We start from the raw sequence: 15,343 nt of genomic DNA, 5'->3' as shown, positions 1-15,343 counted from the left end.
AAAAGGCCATGGCACTGTTACGAGGAGAACAACTGTAGTGATCGACCGACCAACGGAGTCCCCGTGTCGCTGCCACCCCTGGTCGAGCCGGCCCCCGAGCTCACCGTAGACGAGGTCCGCAGGTACTCCCGCCACCTGATCATCCCCGATGTGGGGATGGACGGGCAGAAGCGGCTGAAGAACGCCAAGGTGCTCTGTGTGGGCGCCGGCGGCCTGGGCTCGCCGGCGCTGATGTATCTGGCCGCCGCGGGCGTCGGCACGCTCGGCATCGTGGAGTTCGACGAGGTCGACGAGTCGAACCTGCAGCGCCAGATCATCCACAGCCAGGCCGACATCGGCCGCTCCAAGGCCGAGTCCGCGCGCGACTCCGTCCTCGGCATCAACCCGTACGTGAACGTGATCCTTCACGAGGAGCGGCTCGAGGCCGACAACGTGATGGACATCTTCAGCCAGTACGACCTGATCGTCGACGGCACGGACAACTTCGCGACCCGTTACCTGGTCAACGACGCCTGTGTGCTGCTGAACAAGCCGTACGTGTGGGGCTCGATCTACCGCTTCGACGGCCAGGCCTCCGTCTTCTGGTCCGAGCACGGTCCCTGCTACCGCTGCCTCTACCCGGAGCCCCCGCCCCCCGGCATGGTCCCCTCCTGCGCCGAGGGCGGCGTCCTCGGTGTGCTGTGCGCGTCCATCGGCTCCATCCAGGTCACCGAGGCCATCAAGGTCCTCACCGGAACCGGTGAGCCGCTGGTCGGCCGGCTGATGATCTACGACGCCCTGGAGATGCAGTACCGCCAGGTCAAGGTCCGCAAGGACCCGAACTGCGCGGTCTGCGGCGAGAACCCGACCGTCACCGAACTCATCGACTACGAGGCCTTCTGCGGCGTCGTGTCCGAGGAGGCCCAGGCGGCGGCCGCCGACTCCACGATCACTCCGAAGCAGCTCAAGGAGTGGATCGACGACGGCGAGAACATCGAGATCATCGACGTCCGCGAGATCAACGAGTACGAGATCGTCTCGATCCCCGGCGCCCGGCTGGTCCCGAAGAACGAGTTCCTCATGGGCACCGCCCTGGAGACCCTCCCGCAGGACAAGAAGATCGTCTTGCACTGCAAGACGGGTGTCCGCAGTGCGGAAGTCCTGGCCGTCCTGAAGTCCGCGGGCTTCTCCGACGCGGTCCACGTCGGTGGCGGCGTGATCGGCTGGGTCAACCAGATCGAGCCGGACAAGCCGGTGTACTGAGCCTCGGCTCGTCCTGTCCTCCGGTCGGCGGGGGCCTCGCGCACCACGGGTGCCCGAGGCCCCCGCCGTCATGAGCAGACCTTGCCGTCCTTCGGCACCGTCCCTTGCAACAGATACGCGTTCACCGCGGAGTCGACGCAGTCGCTTCCCTTCCCGTACGCGGAGTGGCCCTCGCCCTTCCAGGTGAGCATCACGCCGACGCTCTTGCCCAGTTCGTCCGCCATCCTCCGGGTGCCCTCGTAGGGCGTCGCCGGGTCGCCGGTGTTGCCGACCAGCAGGATCGGTGCCGCACCGGGCGCACTGACCTCCGGGGTGTCGTACTGCCCGGCCACCGGCCACTCGTGGCACCAGCCGGCCGTGTCCCAGCCGAGCATGGGCCCGAACACGGGCGAGACCTTCTCGAACCGCGGCAGCAGCTCCTTCGTCTCCTCGACCGTCGGCCGCTGCTTGTCGTCCAGGCACGATATGACCCGTTGCGAATGGGTCCCCGTGCCGTAGTGCCCCGCCGCGTCGCGATCGTTGTATTCGTCGGCCAGCGCCAGCAGTTCCGAGCCGTCTCCCCGCTCGGCCGCCTCCAGGGCGCTGTTCAGGGTCGGCCAGCTCGCCTTGCTGTACAGCGGCCTGATGATCCCGGTGAGCGCGAGTGTCTCCGTGAGCTTCCGGCTGGACGACGCGGGCAGCGGGCTCGCGTCGATCCGCTTCAGCAGGTCCACGATCTTCCGTGTGCCCTCTTCGGCGCCCTGGCCGGTGGACTTCAGGTAGTTGTTCAGCGCCCGCTGGAAGCCCCTGGCCTGGTTCTCGGCGTGCCCTTCCGCGTTGGCGCCGGGGTCGACGACCGCGTCCAGGATCACGCGCCCCACGTTCCTGGGGAACAAGTGGGCGTAGACGCCGCCGAGTTCCGTGCCGTAGGAGATGCCGAAGTAGTGCATCTCGGTGTCGCCGAGGATCTGGCGCATCAGGTCCATGTCGCGGGCGGTGTCGGTGGTCGACACATGCGCCATCAGCGGCCCTTGGGACTTCTGGCAGCCCTTGCCGAAGGCGGCGGCGTCCCGGAAGTACGCCGTCTCCTCGGCCGCGGTGTCCGGTGTGATGTCCACGGACTCGGACTCCTGGATCTCCTTGTCGCTGCGGCAGCGCACGCCCTCACTGGCGCCCACCCCGCGCGGGTCCCAGCTCACCAGGTCGTACCGCTCGCCCAGTTGGGACGCGCTGGTGGCGTACCACGGCATCGTGGACACCCCGGAGCTGCCGGGGCCGCCGAAGTTGAACAGCAGTGAACCGATGCGGTCGTCACCCGTTGCCTTGGCGCGGATCATCGCGAGATCGATCGTCCTGCCGTCCGGTTTCGTCCAGTCCAGCGGCGCTTTGAGCGTCGCGCACTGCCATTCGCCGCCAGGCGCGGGGGAGCCCTCGGTGGCCTTGCAGCGCCCCCAGTCGAGCTGCTGCGAGGTCAGCGAGGACGGCAGCGGGGTCGCCGAGTCGGCGGAGGCCGTCGATGAGCTCGGCCCGCTCGTTTTGTCACCGGTCTCCGCGTCGTCCGACGAGCCGCCACTGCACCCCGTCGCCAAGAGCGCGGCGGCGGCCGCCACGGCCGTCCACCGAACAAAACGCGTCATGTCGCTTCCCCCCTCGCAAGCCGCCCGCGTCGTGCCGCGGATGGCGGTCAGGCCATAGTAGGCGGATCACGAAACGACCGTCGCCGCCTGTGGATAACTCTCTGACCTGCGGATTTCTGCTCACCGGAGTGGTCTCAGGAGCACACCGACCCTGCCGCCGGCACCTTCCCGTCCAGCAGATATCCGTTCACCGCGTTCTGCACACACTTGCTCGTGCTGTTGTACGCGCCGTGCCCCTGCCCCTTGTACGTCAGCTCGACACCGACCCCTTCGCCGAGCGCCTCCACCATCCGCCGCGCGCCCTCGTAAGGCGTGGCCGGGTCGCCGGTGTTGCCCACGACGAGGATCGGCGCCGAGCCGGGTGCGCTGACGTCGGGATGGTCGGCGGCGCCCGCCACGGGCCAGTCGGTGCAGCTGAGCATGGACCAGGCGAAGGCGTCGCCGAACAGGGGCGAGGCGGCCCGGAACTCGGGCAGCCTCCGTTCCACGTCCTCGGGGGTGTACCGCGGCTTGTCGTCGGCGCAGTTGATCGAGATGTTGGCGGCGGTGATATTGCTGTACTCGCCGTTCTCACTGCGCCCGTTCAGGGAGTCGGACAGCAGCATCAGAGTGCTGCCGTCACCGTCGTAGGCCTGTTCCAGGCCCTGGGTGAGGTATTGCCAGAGGTCCTGCGAGTACAGCGCCTCCGCGATGCCGTTGAGCGCGGCGCCCTGAGTCAGCTCGCGCGGGAAAACGCCCTGGATCGGCTTGCTGTCGAGGTCCTTCAGCAGTTTCGCCATGCGGTTCTCGACGTCCTGGGCGGTGGTGCCGATCGGGCAGTCCTCGGCCTTGGAGACGCAGTCCTCGGCGAAGTTGTCGAGCGCCAGCTGAAAGCCCTTGACCTGCCCGAGCGAGCCCTGCTCGGAGTCCTGCGTCGGGTCGACCACCGCATCGAAGACCGCCCGGCCCACATTCTTGGGGAACAAGTGGGCGTAGACGCCGCCGAGTTCCGTGCCGTAGGAGATGCCGAAGTAGTGGAGTTTGTCGTCGCCGAGGACCTGGCGCATCAGGTCCATGTCGCGAGCCGCGTCGGTGGTGCGCACATGCGGCAGCATCTCCTCGGAGTTCTTCTCGCACGCGTCGTTGAACTTCTTGGTGTTGTCCAGCAGTTCCGTCCGCTCGGCGGCGTCGTCCGGCGTGGTGTCCTGCTGGAAGTAGGCGTCGAGCTGCTGGTCGCTCTCGCACAGCACGGGTTCGCTGCGGCCGACCCCGCGCGGGTCGAAGCTCACCAGGTCGTAGCGGGTGCGCAGCTTCTCGTACTGGTCGCCGAACGCGGGCAGCGTGGTGACGCCCGAGGCACCGGGCCCACCGAAGTTGAAGATCAGCGAGCCGATACGCCGGCTCTCGTCGCCGCTGGACCTCACCCGGATCAGCTCGATGTCGATCGTGTCGCCTTTGGGTTCGTCCCAGTCGCGGGGCGCCTTCATCGTGGCGCACTGCCAGGTGCCGTCGCCCGGCAGCGGGGACGGGCTGCCCCCGCCACCCTGCGCCTGGGACGGGGCGGGGCAGTCCTTCCAGCTCAGCTCCTGGGCCGTCAGGTCCTCGTCCCCCGAGTCGTCGTCGCTGCAACCCACCAGCAGACAGGGCAGCAGCAGAGCGGTGACGGTGAGGGCAGCTGCGCGCATCCGGGGAGGCTTCGGCATGGTCCCATCCTGCGGTCGTGCGTGGTGGGGCGCTCGGGGCACGGTCCGTACGAGGTACGGCGGCGCCTCACCTTCCGTGCCCCTACAACGTACGGCGCCCCGCTCCTCGTACGGCAAGCCCCGCGGTCTTGCGTACGCCCCCGTGCGCTACAGCGCGCCCTTGCGAGTCAGGTGGTTGAAGGCCAGCCAGCCCGGCAGCACCGGCAGCCACAGCGTCAGCAGCCGGAACAGCAGCACCGAGGGCGCGGCGACCTCGCTGGGCAGGCCCACGGCGATCAGACCGACGGTCAGGGTCGCCTCCACGGCGCCCACACCGCCGGGGGTCGGGGCCGCGGAGCCGAGCGCGTTGCCCGCGAGGAACACCACGGCCACGCTGGCGATGCTGATCGAGGTGCCCCCGCTGCCGAACGCCCGGATCGACGCGTCCAGGCACATCACGAAGCAGGCCGTCAGCAGCAGCATGCCGCCGATGCCGGTGACCAGCTTCTGCGGCCTCTGGAGCACATCGAGCATGCGCGGCACGACACCGGCGAACAGCGACCTCACGCGCGTGACGACGAATTTCCGCAGGAACGGCACCGAGGTCACCACGAGGACCAGCACCGCCACCGTCAGCAGACCCGCGATGACGGTCCGGGACGGCGACAGCGACGGCGTCTTCTCCGTTCCGGTCAGATAGCCGAAGGACAGCAGCATCAGGATGTGGCAGCCGAGCCCGAACAGCTGCGACGCGCCGACGCTCGCCACCGCGAGCCCGGGCCGCACTCCCGCGCGCTGGAGGAAGCGGGTGTTGAGGGCGACGCCCCCGACCGCGGCCGGCGCGACGATCTTCACGAACGACCCGGCGACCTGCGCCGCCACGGTCCGCCGCCACGGCACCCGCTCGGGCACGAACCCGAGCAGCGCCATCGCCGCGGCGAAGTAGCTGAGCGCGGAGAACAGCACGGCCGCGGCCACCCACCCCCACTGGGCGTTGGCGACGAGCGGGCCGAACTCGATGTGCGTGAGCTGCGTCAGCAGGAAGTACGCGCCGATGGCACCGGCGATGAAGCTGATCAGCGTGCGCGGCCGCACCCGCTCCAGGCGGGCCGGCTCGACCGGGGCCTGCGGCCTGATCCGCAGCACCTCGTGCCGGATCTGTGTGAGCAGATCCTCCTCGCGCGCCTCTTCCAGCGCGTCGTCGATGGCCCGCTTCTCGGCCCGCGCCTGTGCCTTTACGGTCTTCTTGTCCGGCTTGTCGAGTGCGGCCCCGGAGTCCTCGGCGACCTCCTCGCTACGGGCGTGCTTGGCGTGCCGGGACGCCTCCAGCACCGCCTCGCGCTCGCGCTGGGCACGCTCGCGCGCGAGTCTGCGCAGCGTCGCGCGGGTGGAGCGGCTGAGCGCGATGGGCTGGAGCATCGGCAGGCAGTCGGCCACGGCGTCGGGGCCGAGCACACTCACCGCCGAGGCCACCGCACGCTCGGCGCCGACGCGCAGGCCGAGCGTCACCAGCAGCTGGGAGATGTCCATGCGCAGCAGCAGACTGTTGGCCGCGATCTCGCCTATGCGCAGATCGGTGATGATCACCTTGCCGGAACGATCCACCAGAATCGCGTCACCCACCAGCCTGCGGTGCGCGATGCGCCGCGACTGCAACGCCTTGACCTGGCGCCAGGTGCCGCTCAGCAGCTCGTCGGTGATCTCCTCGTCCGACAGCGAGTCCAGGGTGTGGCCGCCGGTGTGCTCGTAGACCAGCATCACCGCGTCCGGGCCGAGCTCGGAGGTGGCGATCAGCTTGGGCGCGTTGGCGCCGGCCGCGATGGCCGCGTAGGCGAGCAGCGCCTCCTGCTCCAGGGCCTGGCGCAGCGACTGAAGGCTGCTGCGGGTGGCGAAGCCGCGCAGCGTCAGATTGCGCCACGCGCGGTAGAAGAAGCCCTGTGCCTGCTGCTCCCGGTCGACCACCGTCACATCGAGCGGAGAACCCTCCTCCAGGGTGACGAAGTAGCGCCGGCCGCGGTCGCCGCTCTCCTCGGAGACCTCCTCGCGGGCCGCGCTCACCGGACGGAAGCCGACGTGCCTGAGGCCCGCCATCAGCGTCCGTCCGGTGGGACGGACATTGGGCGAGCCGACCGCGTACAGCGTGCCGTAGGCGACGGTCCAGCCGATCAGCAGCGTCAGAAGGATCGAGAACGGCGTGGTGTAGCCGGTGACCAGCATGGAGAAGGCGTACAGGACCAGGACCGCCCACAGGACCGCACGCCAGCGGGGTCTGCGGGACATGCCCACGGCCGTCATGTACGCGATGACCGGCGCCAGATAGCCGTGCACCGGGTCGGTGAGGGAGCCGACGTCGCCGGGGGAGGGCTGGGTGAGTGCGTCCCGGATGGAGTCCGGCGCGGCACGTGCGACCCACAGGTCCGTGGCGAGTGTCACACCGTGCGCGAGGACGGCCGCGAGGACACCGTCGGCGATGCGTAGGCCGTCCCGCTTGATCAGCCGCTCGATCGCGAAGGCGACCGGCACCAGGAGGATCGCGATGCTGGACACCAGCCCGGCCATCTTGCTGAACAGGTCGGGCGCCTGGCCGGTGCCCTTGTTGATGTCCTGCTCCAGGCCCGAGGTGGTCCCGTGCGCGAACGCGGCGATGGCGAGCAGCAGCGCGATGCCCAGCACGCCCACCAGGAGCCGCATCAGGTCGGAGGGACGGTGCACGCGCGCCGGGAGCAGCGGTTCGTCGCCCTCCACCTCGTCGACGTGCACCTCGTCGAGTTCCAGGTCGTACGCGGCCTTCCCCTCGACGGCCTTGCGGCCCGCGTCGCCAGGGTCGGCGCCCTTCCTGAGCTCGTGCTTCGTGCCGCCTTCGCCCTCGGCGGTGTCCTTCTCGCCGGGCTTCACGGTGCCAGGGCGCGACGAAGCGTCAGAGGTGCTCTCCGCATCCTCCGGGTGCGCACCCTGCTGCTTCATCGTCTCTTCTTGATCTCGTATCACCAGTCACCGCCCGCACGATGGTGGCATGCTCCACCGACACACGGGGGCATCAGGGTGCAAATGCGGGGGCGCACAGTCTGCCCGAAGCGCCGCCCCAGGGCGAGGGATACGCACAGTGGCGAGCGCGTCACATTGTCGGTGGAGTGGGGCAGGATGGGACGGATGAGTGAGGAGAGCCTTTCCGACGACGCCCGTCCGCCCTACGACGACGCCCGTCCGGAGTACCCGGACGCGCTGCCGGAATACGCCGAGCGGGTCCTCGAGGTCGCCGAGCTGATCCCGGCGGGGCGCGTCATGACGTACGGGGACGTCGCCGAGTGGCTGGAGGAGGGCGGTCCCCGGCAGGTCGGCCGCGTGATGGCCCTCTACGGGGGCGCCGTCCCATGGTGGCGGGTGGTCCGCTCGGACGGCGCCCTGCTGCCCGGCCACGAGCTGAGAGCGCTGGAGCGGTACCGCACGGAGGGCACACCTCTGAAGGAGGCGAGCAGGGCCGCCGAGGGCCACCTGCCGCGCCTCGACATGAAGCGGGCGCGGTGGGACGGCGGCGAACGCGCACAGGGTCACACCTGACAGCTTCCGGCATCGGACGGCCCGCTGTGTGACCTGTGATCCGTACGGGGGAAACAGGGCACATCCGTGGCATGACGTACGTTCGTGAGTCGAGGGACACACGTGGCACGAGTGCCCCGAGGGATGAACCGGAAGCCCTGCTTCCGTGCCAACCCTCGGCGTAGCGTCGGCTGCACGTGTCCCCCTCACCCCGCGGCCACCGCCCTCCACACGCGAGGGGCGACCCACCAGCACACCCCAGGACCGGCGAACCACGTGAGCTCCTCTTCCTCCACCAGGCGACTGTCGCACCCCCAGGTGCGACAGGGGACCCGTGGCGCTTACCGGCTGGTGCGTACTCCTGCGGTCCGAGTGGCTCCCCCTCGTGTGGACGTCGCACAGCGCGTCGTGGTTGAGCACGAGACCGGACCGTTGCTCGTCCTCGCGGGCCCTGGCACCGGAAAGACCACCACGCTCGTCGAGTCGGTGGCGGCGCGCGTCGCCCGCGGCGGGGACCCCGAACGCATCCTGGTGTTGACGTTCAGCCGCAAGGCCGCGGTGGAGCTGCGCGACCGCATGGCGCTGCGCATGGGGGCGGCCCGCGCGCCCCAGGCGACCACGTTCCACTCGTTCTGCTACGCCCTGATCCGCGCCCACCAGGACAGCGACCTGTTCGTGGAGCCGCTACGGCTGCTGTCCGGCCCCGAGCAGGACGTGACCGTACGCGAGCTGCTCGCGGGCCAGCCGGACCTGGAGCGGCTCGGACTCGCCCATGTGCGGTGGCCGGACGACCTGCGCGCCTGTCTGACCACCCGCGGCTTCGCCGACGAGGTCCGCGCGGTCCTCGCCCGCAGCCGCGAGCTCGGCCTCGGTCCCGACGCCCTGGACGCCTTCGCCCGCAGTATCGGCCGCCCCGACTGGCGCGCCGCGGCGTCCTTCCTCGCCGAGTACCTCGACGTGCTCGACATGCAGGGCGTGCTCGACTACGCCGAACTGGTGCACCGCGCGGTGCTCCTCGCCCGCCACCCCGAGGCCGCCGAGCGGCTCGCCGCGCGGTACGACGCCGTGTACGTCGACGAGTACCAGGACACCGATCCGGCGCAGGTACGGCTGCTGCGCGCCCTCGCCGGCGGCGGGCGCACCCTGGTCGCCTTCGGTGACCCCGACCAGTCGATCTACGCGTTCCGGGGCGCCGACGTCAACGGCATCCTGGAGTTCCCGCACGTCTTCCCGCGCGCGGACGGCCGTCCCGCGCCCGTCGAGGTCCTGCGCACCTCCCGCCGCTCCGGCGCCGTCCTGCTGGCCGCGACCCGGCTGCTGACCCAGCGCATGCCGCTCACCCGGCTGCCGGCGGAGAAAGTACGCGCCCACCGAGAGCTCGCCCCGGTCCGCGAGGGCGGCCGCGTCGAGGTCTTCACGTATCCGACGTCCGGCACCGAGCTGGACAACATCGCCGACATCCTGCGCAGGGCGCACCTGGAGGACGGCGTGCCCTGGGGCGAGATGGCCGTCCTCGTGCGTGCGGGATCGCGCACGATCCCGACGGTGCGCCGGGCGCTGACGTCCGCCGGAGTGCCGCTGGACATCGACGGCGACGATCTGCCATTGCGGCATGAACCGGCAGTGGCACCGCTGCTGACGGCGCTGCGGGCGGTGGCCGCGGCGGAGGCTTCGGTACGTCCCGAGGAGGGGGCTGCTGCCGAGGAACCGGAGTCGGAGGGCTCGGAGGGGCCTGAGGTGCTGGAGGGGCCCGAGCCGGCGTGGCTCGACACCGAGACCGCCCTCACCCTGCTCGCCTCCCCCCTCGCCGGCATGGACGCAGCCGACCTCCGCCGCCTCGGGCGGGCCCTGCGCGAGGAGGAGCGGGCCGCGGGCAACGCCTTGCCGCCGCCCTCGGACGACCTGCTCGCGAGGGCGCTGGCCGAGCCGGAGCGGCTGGCGGTGCACGACCCCACGTACGCGCGTGGCGCCCAGCGACTCGGCGCGCTGCTGCGCAAGGCCCGTGAGCGCCTCGCGGGCGGCGGTACGGCCGAGGAGGCGCTGTGGGACCTGTGGGAGGGCACACCGTGGCCCGCGCGCCTGGAGCGGACCGCCCGCCGCGGCGGCGCCGCCGGACGCAACGCCGACCGCGATCTGGACGCCGTATGCGCACTGTTCGCGACGGCGGCCCGCGCGGAGGAGCGCACCGGCGGCCGGGGCGCCCTGAACTTCCTGGAGGAGATCGAGGCCGAGGACATCGCCGCCGACACCCTCACGCGACGTGCCGTACGCCCCGACGCGGTGCGCCTGATGACCGCGCACCGCTCCAAGGGCCTGGAGTGGCGCCTGGTCGTCGTCGCCGGTGTCCAGGAGGGCCTGTGGCCCGACCTGCGGCGCCGCGGCTCCCTGCTGGAGGCCGACCGCATCGGCCGCGACGGACTCGCCGAACCGCTCACCCCGGGAGCGCTGCTGGCGGAGGAGCGCCGCCTGTTCTACGTCGCCGCCACACGCGCGCGTGAACGCCTCGTCGTGACGGCCGTGAAGGCCCCGGCCGACGACGGCGACCAGCCCTCCCGCTTCCTGACCGAACTCGGCGTGGAGCCGAAGGACGTCACGGGGCGCCCGCGCCGCCCGCTGTCCGTCGCCGCGCTCGTCGCCGAACTGAGGGCGACGACGGTCGACCCACGTGTGTCGGACACGCTCAGGCAGGCCGCCGCCCGCCGACTGGCCCGGCTCGCCGCGCTCGCCGACGAGGACGGCCGACCGCTGGTCCCCGCCGCGCACCCCTACCGCTGGTGGGGCATGTTCGAGCCGACCGAGTCCAAGGTGCCGCTGCGCAACCGCGACCAGCCCGTCGTGCTGTCCGGAAGCGCCCTGGACCAGCTCGCCAACACATGCGCCCTGCAGTGGTTCCTCGGCCGCGAGGTGAAGGCGGACGCGCCCGCCACCGCCGCCCAGGGCTTCGGCAACGTGGTGCACGTCCTCGCCGACGAGGTCGCCTCCGGACACACCCCGGCCGACCTCGCCGTCCTCATGGAGCGCCTGGACTCCGTGTGGAACGCGCTGGCCTTCGACGCGCCGTGGAAGTCCGCGCAGGAGAAGGGCAACGCGCGCGTGGCGCTCGAACGCTTCCTGAAGTGGCACGTGATGGACCGCGCGGGGCGTACTCCGGTGGCGAGCGAGCACGACTTCGACGTGACCCTGGGGGCCGGCGACTTCGAGGTGCGCATCCGCGGCCAGATGGACCGCGTCGAGGCCGACGGCGAAGGACGCGCCTACGTCGTCGACTTCAAGACCGGCAAGCAGACACCGAGCGCGGCCGAGGTGGCCCGCCATCCGCAGCTCGCCGTCTATCAGCTCGCCGTCCGAGAGGGCGCCGTCGACGAGGTCTTCGACGGCGTGCACCCTGAGCCGGGCGGTGCCGAACTCGTCCAGCTCCGCCAGGGCGCCGCCAAGCGCGATGGCGGCGAGACGCTCCCCAAGGTGCAGGGGCAGGAGCCTCTGGAAGGGCCGGAGGGGGAGTGGGTCGGCGAACTGCTGGCCACGGCCGCGGGCAAGGTCCTCGACGAGCGATTCACCCCCAGTGCGGGACAACACTGCACACACTGCGCGTTCCGGGCGTCGTGCAGTGCGCGGCCCGAGGGGCGGCACGTGGTCGAGTGACACAGCGTCAGCATCCGGAGTGATGGATCACACCACTTGTGCTGACCTGCTCTTCTCCCGCCCCGGGAGGTTGTCCGGCATCCACTGTCAGTGCCCGCCGCTAGCCTCTCCGATATGTCCGCCCGTATCACCGATCCCGAGCAGCTCAAAGAGCTCCTCGGCATCCCGTTCACTCCGGAGCAGACGGCGTGCATCACCGCGCCGCCCGCCCCGCAGGTGATCGTGGCCGGAGCCGGGTCGGGCAAGACGACGGTGATGGCGGCCCGCGTGGTGTGGCTGGTCGGCACCGGCCAGGTCGCCCCCGAACAGGTCCTCGGCCTGACCTTCACCAACAAGGCCGCCGGTGAACTCGCCGAGCGCGTCCGCAAGGCGCTCGTCAAGGCCGGCGTCACCGACCCCGACGTAATCGACCCGGACAACCCGCCGGGCGAGCCGGTGATCTCCACCTACCACGCCTTCGCGGGCCGCCTGCTGACCGACCACGGCCTGCGCATCGGCCTCGAACCGACGTCCCGCCTCCTCGCCGACGCCACCCGCTACCAACTCGCCGCGCGCGTGCTGCGCGAAGCCCCCGGCCCCTACCCGGCCCTCACCCGCTCCTTCGCCGACCTCGTCAGCGACCTGCTCAACCTCGACGCCGAACTCGCCGAGCATCTCGTACGGCCCGAGGCCCTGCGCGCGCACGACGCCGAACTGCTGCGCACCCTCCAGGGCGCCAAGCTCACCAACGCCGACCTGCGCAAGGTCCCCGAGGCGGCGGCGGCCCGCCGCGAACTCGCCGAACTCGTGGTCCGCTACCGCGCCGCCAAACGCGAGCGCGACCTCCTCGACTTCGGCGACCAGATCGCCCTCTCGGCGCAACTCGCCCGGATCCCCGAGGTGGGCCGCATCCTGCGCGACGAGTTCCGCGTGGTCCTCCTGGACGAGTACCAGGACACGTCCGTCGCCCAACGCGTCCTCCTGGCAGGCCTGTTCGGCGAGGGCACCGGCCACCCCGTCACCGCCGTCGGCGACCCCTGCCAGGCGATCTACGGTTGGCGCGGCGCCTCCGTCGCCAACCTCGACGACTTCCCCGACCACTTCGCCCACACCGGGGGCCGCCCCGCCACCCGCCAGGCGCTCAGCGAGAACCGCCGCAGCGGCGGCCGCCTCCTCGACCTCGCCAATGGCCTCGCCGAGCCCCTGCGCGCCATGCACGCGGGCGTGGAGGCCCTCCGCCCGGCCCCCGGAGCCGAGCACGACGGCACGGTGCGCTGCGCACTGCTGCCCACGCACGCCGAGGAGATGGACTGGATCGCCGACTCCATCGCCCATCTCGTGCACACGGGGACCGCGCCCGGCGAGATCGCCGTCCTGTGCCGCACGGCGACCGACTTCGCCGAGATCCAGGGCGCGCTCGTCGCCAGGGACATCCCCGTCGAGGTGGTCGGCCTGTCCGGGCTGCTGCATCTGCCGGAGGTCGCCGACCTGGTCGCGGTCTGCGAGGTCCTCCAGGACCCGGGCGCCAACGCCTCCCTGGTCCGGCTGCTCACCGGCCCGCGCTGGCGCATCGGCCCGCGCGACCTCGCCCTGCTGGGACGCCGCGCACGGCTTCTGGTGTCCCACGCGCGCGTGGAGGGCGGCGACGACCCGGACCGCCGGCTCGCCGAGGCCGTCGAAGGAGTCGACCCGGCCGAGGTGATCTCGCTCGCGGACGCCCTCGACACGTTCCTGGAGACGCCGCTCGACGGCGACGGGGACGACGACGGCCTGCCCTTCTCGCCCGACGCGCGCGTACGGTTCGCACGCCTGGCCACCGAACTGCGCGACCTGCGCCGCTCTCTGTCCGACCCGCTGATGGACGTCCTCCACCGCGTCCTCGCCGTCACCGGCCTGGAAGTGGAGCTGTCGGCCTCCCCGCACGCGCTGGCCGCCCGCCGCCGCGAGACCCTGTCCAACTTCCTCGACATCGCCGCCTCGTTCGCCGCCGGCGACAACGAGGCGTCCCTGCTCGCCTTCCTCGGCTTCCTGCGTACCGCCGCCCAGTACGAGAAGGGTCTCGACAACGCCCTCCCCGGCGGCGAGAACACCGTCAAGGTGCTCACCGCGCACAAGTCCAAGGGCCTGGAGTGGGACGTGGTCGCCGTCCCCGGCCTGGTCACCGGCACCTTCCCCAGCACCCAGGGCCGCGAGAAGTGGACCGCCCAGGCCAAAGTCCTCCCGCACGAACTGCGCGGTGACGCCGACACGCTCCCCGACGTCGCATCCTGGGACTCGCGCGGCCTGAAGGCCTTCCAGGAGGCCATGAAGGACCACCAGCACACCGAGGAACTCCGCCTCGGCTACGTCACCTTCACCCGCCCACGCTCCCTGCTCCTCGGTTCCGGCCACTGGTGGGGCCCCAGCCAGAAGAAACCGCGCGGCCCCTCCGACTTCCTGCACGCCCTGTACGACCACTGCGCGGCCGGGCACGGCGAGATCGAGGTCTGGGCCGACGAACCGGCCGAGGACGAGGAGAACCCGGCCCTGCACCGGGAGAACGCCGACGAGGTATGGCCCCTACCCCTGGACGAGGCCGCCCTCGCCCGGCGGCGCGCGGCCGCCGAGACCGTGCTGGCCCACCTCGCCCACCTGGAGAACCTCAGCTCCCACGAGGACGCTCACCCCGCCGCGACGCACGACCCGGACACTTACGACGACCCGGAATGGCCTCCGCCGCCGGACGACGACGAACCGTTCGTCGACGACCTCCCCGAGGAGGGCGACCCCTTCGAAGGCGACCGTGTGCCCGAGGGGGACCCCGACGACTGGGAGACCTGGACCACCGACCGCCCGTCCATCCCGCACCAGGCGACATCCCCGGAACCCCCCGCCGAACCACCCGCCCGCCCCCACCCCGCCGAACCGGAACCCCTCACCCCCGAGGAGGCCCGCACCATCTCCTCCTGGGACCGCGACCTCGACGCGCTCACCGGGGAACTTCTGCGCGCTCGCGCGAGCGTCACCGACGTACCCCTGCCCGCGTCGCTCACCGCGTCCCAGCTGCTGCGGCTGGCCGCCGACCCGGACGGATTCGCGCAGGAACTCGCGCGCCCCATGCCGCGCCCCCCACAACCCGCCGCACGCCGAGGCACCCGATTCCACGCCTGGGTGGAAGCCCGCTTCGAAGAGCTGACGCTGCCCCTGCTGGAGCCGGACGACCTGCCCGGCAGCGAGGCCGAGATCGCCGACGAGCACGACCTGGAGGCCCTCAAGGACGCCTTCGAACGCACCGCGTACGCGCACCGCACGCCGTACCGGGTCGAGGCCCCCTTCCAGCTCTCGATCGCCGGCCGCGTCGTACGGGGCCGTATCGACGCCGTCTACAAGAGAGGCGACGGCGAGGAGGCCACGTACGAGATCGTGGACTGGAAGACCAACCGCACCCGTACCGCCGACCCGCTCCAGCTCGCCCTGTACCGGCTCGCCTGGGCCGAGCAGCAGGGCGTACCCCTGGAGTCGGTGGACGCCGCGTTCCTGTACGTCCGCAGCGGCGAGGTCGTACGCCCGGACGATCTGCCGGACCGGACGGCACTGGAGCGGCTGCTGACCGACGAGCCGGTCGCCGAGGTGAACTGTGAGGAACCGCCCAACCGGGATGTCGGTGCGGGCCGATAGGCTCGTGAC

Annotated in this window: 7 protein-coding genes; 4 read left to right on the top strand and 3 right to left on the bottom strand. The window is 71.4% G+C overall.

The features are described from left to right. Positions 1-63 precede the first annotated feature (63 nt). Positions 64-1,242 (top strand): adenylyltransferase/sulfurtransferase MoeZ, encoded by a 1,179-nt coding sequence (gene moeZ / locus ACZ7NC_RS11200; RefSeq protein ID WP_471486983.1) that lies wholly within the window; start codon positions 64-66, stop codon positions 1,240-1,242. Positions 1,243-1,310: 68 nt separating this feature from the next. On the opposite strand, the gene ACZ7NC_RS11195 is transcribed toward moeZ, so the two are convergent. From ACZ7NC_RS11195 to ACZ7NC_RS11185, 3 genes are all read right to left on the bottom strand, one after another. Then, positions 1,311-2,858, bottom strand: a complete 1,548-nt coding sequence (locus tag ACZ7NC_RS11195) for an alpha/beta hydrolase (protein WP_471486981.1) — start codon at positions 2,856-2,858, stop codon at positions 1,311-1,313. 134 nt (positions 2,859-2,992) lie between these two features. Further along, positions 2,993-4,540, bottom strand: a complete 1,548-nt coding sequence (locus tag ACZ7NC_RS11190; RefSeq protein ID WP_471486979.1) for an alpha/beta fold hydrolase — start codon at positions 4,538-4,540, stop codon at positions 2,993-2,995. Between the two features lie 147 nt (positions 4,541-4,687). Next, on the bottom strand, positions 4,688-7,483 hold the full coding sequence (locus tag ACZ7NC_RS11185) for a lysylphosphatidylglycerol synthase transmembrane domain-containing protein (protein WP_471486977.1): 2,796 nt from the start codon (positions 7,481-7,483) through the stop codon (positions 4,688-4,690). A 186-nt stretch (positions 7,484-7,669) separates the two neighbouring features. Here ACZ7NC_RS11185 and ACZ7NC_RS11180 point away from each other — a divergent pair, with 186 nt between their 5' ends. The 3 genes from ACZ7NC_RS11180 to ACZ7NC_RS11170 all read left to right on the top strand — a co-directional run bounded on the left by ACZ7NC_RS11180 (position 7,670) and on the right by ACZ7NC_RS11170 (position 15,334). Beyond that, positions 7,670-8,077 carry an MGMT family protein gene (locus ACZ7NC_RS11180; protein WP_471486975.1) on the top strand — a complete coding sequence of 136 codons (408 nt, stop codon included), beginning with the start codon at positions 7,670-7,672 and terminating at the stop codon, positions 8,075-8,077. 255 nt (positions 8,078-8,332) lie between these two features. Next, on the top strand, positions 8,333-11,698 hold the full coding sequence (locus ACZ7NC_RS11175) for an ATP-dependent helicase (RefSeq protein WP_471486973.1): 3,366 nt from the start codon (positions 8,333-8,335) through the stop codon (positions 11,696-11,698). A gap of 114 nt (positions 11,699-11,812) precedes the next feature. Beyond that, complete coding sequence (locus ACZ7NC_RS11170; RefSeq protein WP_471486971.1) at positions 11,813-15,334, top strand: ATP-dependent helicase; 3,522 nt, start codon at positions 11,813-11,815, stop codon at positions 15,332-15,334. Positions 15,335-15,343 lie beyond the last annotated feature (9 nt).

It is taken from the genome of Streptomyces sp. NPDC111802, from assembly GCF_055634335.1.
This window is presented reverse-complemented; position numbering and strand designations above follow the sequence as displayed.

What these genes read in the sequence shown, in the direction of transcription:
- ACZ7NC_RS11185 (WP_471486977.1), bottom strand. Translation starts at nt 7,483, where the DNA reads ATGAAGCAGCAGGGTGCGCACCCGGAGGATGCGGAGAGCACCTCTGAC.
- ACZ7NC_RS11195 (WP_471486981.1), bottom strand. Translation starts at nt 2,858, where the DNA reads ATGACGCGTTTTGTTCGGTGGACGGCCGTGGCGGCCGCCGCCGCGCTC.
- ACZ7NC_RS11190 (WP_471486979.1), bottom strand. Translation starts at nt 4,540, where the DNA reads ATGCCGAAGCCTCCCCGGATGCGCGCAGCTGCCCTCACCGTCACCGCT.
- ACZ7NC_RS11170 (WP_471486971.1), top strand. Translation starts at nt 11,813, where the DNA reads ATGTCCGCCCGTATCACCGATCCCGAGCAGCTCAAAGAGCTCCTCGGC.
- ACZ7NC_RS11180 (WP_471486975.1), top strand. Translation starts at nt 7,670, where the DNA reads ATGAGTGAGGAGAGCCTTTCCGACGACGCCCGTCCGCCCTACGACGAC.